The sequence below is a fragment of the Fervidicella metallireducens AeB genome (genome assembly GCF_000601455.1).
GTDB lineage: Bacteria > Bacillota > Clostridia > Clostridiales > Caloramatoraceae > Fervidicella > Fervidicella metallireducens.
In genome coordinates this window covers 1-4,371 of record NZ_AZQP01000084.1, presented here as the reverse complement: position 1 = coordinate 4,371, position 4,371 = coordinate 1, and the positions used below count along the sequence as shown (strand labels likewise).

At 32.7% G+C, this 4,371-nt stretch carries 4 protein-coding genes; all 4 read left to right on the top strand.

Features of this window, described 5'->3' with window-relative positions:
- Positions 1–298: 298 nt before the first annotated feature.
- The 4 genes from Q428_RS13390 to Q428_RS13375 all read left to right on the top strand — a co-directional run bounded on the left by Q428_RS13390 (position 299) and on the right by Q428_RS13375 (position 4,098).
- On the top strand, positions 299–1,621 hold the full coding sequence (locus Q428_RS13390) for a phospholipase D family protein (protein WP_035381765.1): 1,323 nt from the start codon (positions 299–301) through the stop codon (positions 1,619–1,621).
- A 29-nt stretch (positions 1,622–1,650) separates the two neighbouring features.
- Positions 1,651–2,469 (top strand): HNH endonuclease family protein, encoded by an 819-nt coding sequence (locus tag Q428_RS13385; protein ID WP_035381763.1) that lies wholly within the window; start codon positions 1,651–1,653, stop codon positions 2,467–2,469.
- 124 nt (positions 2,470–2,593) lie between these two features.
- Complete coding sequence (locus tag Q428_RS13380; RefSeq protein ID WP_035381761.1) at positions 2,594–2,839, top strand: hypothetical protein; 246 nt, start codon at positions 2,594–2,596, stop codon at positions 2,837–2,839.
- 83 nt (positions 2,840–2,922) lie between these two features.
- A complete protein-coding gene (locus Q428_RS13375; RefSeq protein WP_035381759.1) occupies positions 2,923–4,098 on the top strand; it encodes a hypothetical protein in 1,176 nt (391 codons plus the stop codon).
- The last annotated feature ends 273 nt before the right edge of the window (positions 4,099–4,371 follow it).

Here is a 4,371-nt window from a genome sequence, read left to right as displayed (position 1 = left end):
CTTTATTTTTCCAGCCATGATAATTTCTCCTTCTCCTATTTTTATATATCATATCATGACCGAATATTTATTGTCTAATTAATTGTAACCTATCCATTGGGGTAGAGATTGATGTAGGAATATAAAATGTATTATGGCCGCTGGTTGTGGATTAATAATCCTAGATTAGCGGCTTTTTTATACAATTGCACGAAACAGGTATGTATTATATAATTGTTATAATATGGATAATACCAGATGTAATAATAGACAACTATGACAAATGCTGAAAGGAAATGTAAGAGGATGGTGAGAAACAGTGTATTATTGGAGCCAAAATGCCAATAAGATAGATTTAGAAGAAGAATTGGTCTGTATAGAAAAAGTTAATGAAGTGTATATTGGTACAGCTTATTTCTCAAATAAGGGACTTCGTATATTAAATGATATCGTTAAAAAGAACTCGTTGAAGAAGGATAGTGTCAATGTATATATTTCTAACGAATTTTCACAAGACAAGCCCCATGAATTATTAGCAGAATTGTGTAAGATTGCACAAGTTAAAATTTTCTTTAATCATACATTTCACCCTAAGGTTTACTTGTTGAAAGGAAGTACAAACAAAGTTGTATTTGGCTCATCCAACTTCACAGAAGGAGGATTTTTAAAGAATATTGAGTTTGACAGCATTGAAGAGGTTAACGGGGAAAAGCTGAATGAAATAGAACGATTTTTTAAATACTGTGATTTCCATTCAACTATGGTTACTGATGATGTAATTAAATATTACAGAGATAATCAAGATGAAATTGAAGCGCTAAAGCAGGCTCAGAAAAAGCTTAGAAAAAAGATTAAGGGATATGTACATCAAGATGATGCCATGGATCCAGATGATTATGAAATAGATGACTATTATTTTGTATTTTCTGATTATGAGACTTTCTTTAATAGAAATGCTCAAAGGAATGATATGGATATCAGAGAAAGAAGAAAAATTGTACAGGATAAAATATTAGCTATTCATAATAATATATACTCAAAAATAAAAAAACTCGGTGTAAGCTGCCATTGGAATCGTAACCACGTTACTTCACTTATTAACCCATGTGTATACAACAAAGGAAGAGTTGGTTGGCTTGGTATCCGTTACGGTAAAACAAAAAAAGAAATAGATATAGTTAACCAATGGCTGGATGTTAATGAAAAAGATGAAGTAAAAGGATTCCAGAAGCATGGATGTTTACAATTTTGCATTGTCCCATCTGGATTTGAGATAAACTTATTTCTGGCGGTAAGACATGATGCGATTGATAGAGCATATGTACAGGAGAAGATGCAGCAGCTGGGACCAAAGATAACTACTGAAATTTCTAAGTTGCAGGGATATGGTATGACATGGGAAATCTATAATGATGTAACAGGAGAACACCATAGTTTTGATATAGATAATCAAAATCCGGAAGAGTTTTGCAAATTTCTAAAAAAATATGATGCAGATGGATGTGAATCGTATTTAAGACTATTTTATCCGGCTGATGACGAAGCCCTATTAGATATTGATTCAATCAGCAATGAGGTTGTAAATTACATGACAATACTTAAACCTTTGTATGACACAATGGTATGGAGACCAAAGGTTTAATATGTCTAATGAGTGAAAGGAGTGGTTGGATGCCAGAAGTAAAAATTGATAGATTAGAGATAGATGAAAAGATATCATTAAGTGTTTATAATAATAAAATTGCAATAAATATAGATGGACTACATAAATTAGCATTCGTAAATTACACTGAGGATTTGTTAGAGATAATTAAGAATGCTAGGTTTCGCGTACCTAATAATACAGAAGCAATTAATAAATACAAATATCCTTATTCTAATAAATACAAGAAGTATCTTCATCAAATCGTATTTGATTACTATTTTGGCGAAGATGTTAGGAAAAAGTTATATGAGTTAGGATATATCATTGAACACTTAGATAATGATGGCTTTAACTGTGACATTTCAAATTTATTCATTTTAAAGGATATAAAAAATACATATAAAGGCTGGCATTTTGATAAAGAAAGTAAAATTGCACTACCGATCTTAGCATTGAAGATTTATCATATAATGGAGAATAGAACTTTCCAGATTACTATTGTTTTCAACCAGACATTTATTAACAGCAAGAATAAAACATTAGACACAATAAGGCTTTTATATGATTATAATTACGAGATTGTTTTACAAGATGCTGAGCAAATTCTTGAGTCAATCGTAAAGACAGGTCATATTAACTTTGAAAGATGGAAAAGTTTATATAGATTTAATGATATTGAATTAACTTATGCTTCTCAGATAGAACTATCAGAGGAAGAAAAGAAACAAGAATATGGAACATTAATATATCGGGAAGGTAAAGCCTATATTCTGTTAGGTCAATCTGAAAATTCGATAGGTTTGATGAATTCAATTCCATATAAAGCAAACTGGAACTTAAAATAGTACCTATTATTGAAATAAACTTATCCTAAATTGAATGAAATAGGTCGACATATTCCCGGATGACAGATTTAACGAAAGCAAACCTATATCTGTTACTATTGAAGATTGGAAAAGATGGCGTGGAATGCGCAATCGACTACCTAATCTACATTTGCTTGAAGGTAGAAGTAACGGTAGCAAAAGTGATATGCGACTCGTTGATTATTACAATGATATGAACGATGAGCAAAAGGCAGAATTTTGTAAACAGGCTATGATTCCGCAGGATGTTTCGCTTGAATTAGAAGACTTCGAAAAGTTTTATGAGGCAAGAAAAGCAATACTTGCAGAAAAGATTCGTGAGTTGTTAGGATACCTTTGCTCCATATGAGCTAAAGAATGTCTTTGTTTCTGTGGGAGAAGGCCGCAAATAATCAAGTCATTGCAGGGTAGCTTGAGAGGAAGTAGATTAATATGGAAAAGCTAAAGTATTTGTTTGGCAATAGAAAAATTAAGGATAATGAGAGTTGCCCCTGTGGAAGTGGAGTCAAATTTGTCTCCTGTTGCAAAGGGAAGCCACTGAAAATAATAGCTACATCCAAAAAACCTGCTGATGTGCAGATTATGGAAAAGATGCGCTCGGCGATGAAGAAATGCTGTATGCATCCTGATCAAGCACATTGTAAAGGAAAAATAAAAGAAGCTCATGCATTACAGAATAAAAAGATCATTTCTTTATTGGCGGGTTCGGAACATCATGTGTATATGTTAAACTTAAAAAAGCAACCGATCCTTATTACTTTAGATAATGGTGAAGTAGTTCCCATGGTGAAAGTGAGTAAAGTAAGTGCTAATGATGCAACTACAGAAACTTGTTTCTGTGATTATCATGATAATATAGTGTTTGCTGTAATAGAAAAAGGAGCTCCAGACTTTGATGAAACAAGCGAAGAAATGAAATTTATTTATGCATATAAGGCCTTTATTTTTGAATATTACAAGCAGAGAATAGCATATGATATATTTCAAAGTTACTTTAGAGAAAATCCCATTGCTTTTCAATCTCCAGAAATTATTGGAATGTACAGAATGTTGCAACTTAAGAAGCAGGAATTTGAACTAGTAAAACAGCATTATGATACACAAATATTGAAAAATACGTTTGAAGGAATTTCAACTTGTGCAATCAGGATTCCAGAACAAATAAAGTTTGCTGGTTATGCGTATATTGCTCCTGACTACGATTTAAATGGTAAAAGAATCAAACATACTATAAAAGGGATTATGCATAGGATTGCAATTACAATTTTTCCAGAGACAACACAGTCGTGGCTACTATTAAGTTGCCTTGAATCTGAGAAGTATATTTATGAGAAATTGTTTTATCAACTTGAAACAGCTTCTATAGATAAACTTAAATTTTATATAAATATGGTTTTACCGCTATATTCTGAAAATATGGTACTTAGTCCTTTGTTATGGAATGCCTGGAATAAAGAGATACAGATGGCTTATACATATTATGCTAATCTTCATGGTCCAGATGCAATACGGATGGGTATGTGTATTGGATTTGGATTAAAGAATGCTGCAAGAGATAAATCTGGTAAAGCATATGAACAAGCACCAAAAATCAATTTGTTTTTGTGATTAGTGGATATGTTCCCGCCTACCGATAGTGCAAAAAATACTGTGGACATGTTCCCGAGAACCGACAGGTTGAAAGACATTCATTCTATCCTCTCGAGCCATGTGGAGTGTGTCGTGAAGATAGAGCGTAGATAGCCTAATATCAAAGGCTTGGGGCAATTTGCCCCTTTTTTTCATGTGTGTTTTATGTTTCCGTAGACTAAGGTTTTAAAGGGATTTGCCCCCCCGGGGGTGCACTTTTTCGCAAATATAAATTGAGAGATAGAAGTTGGT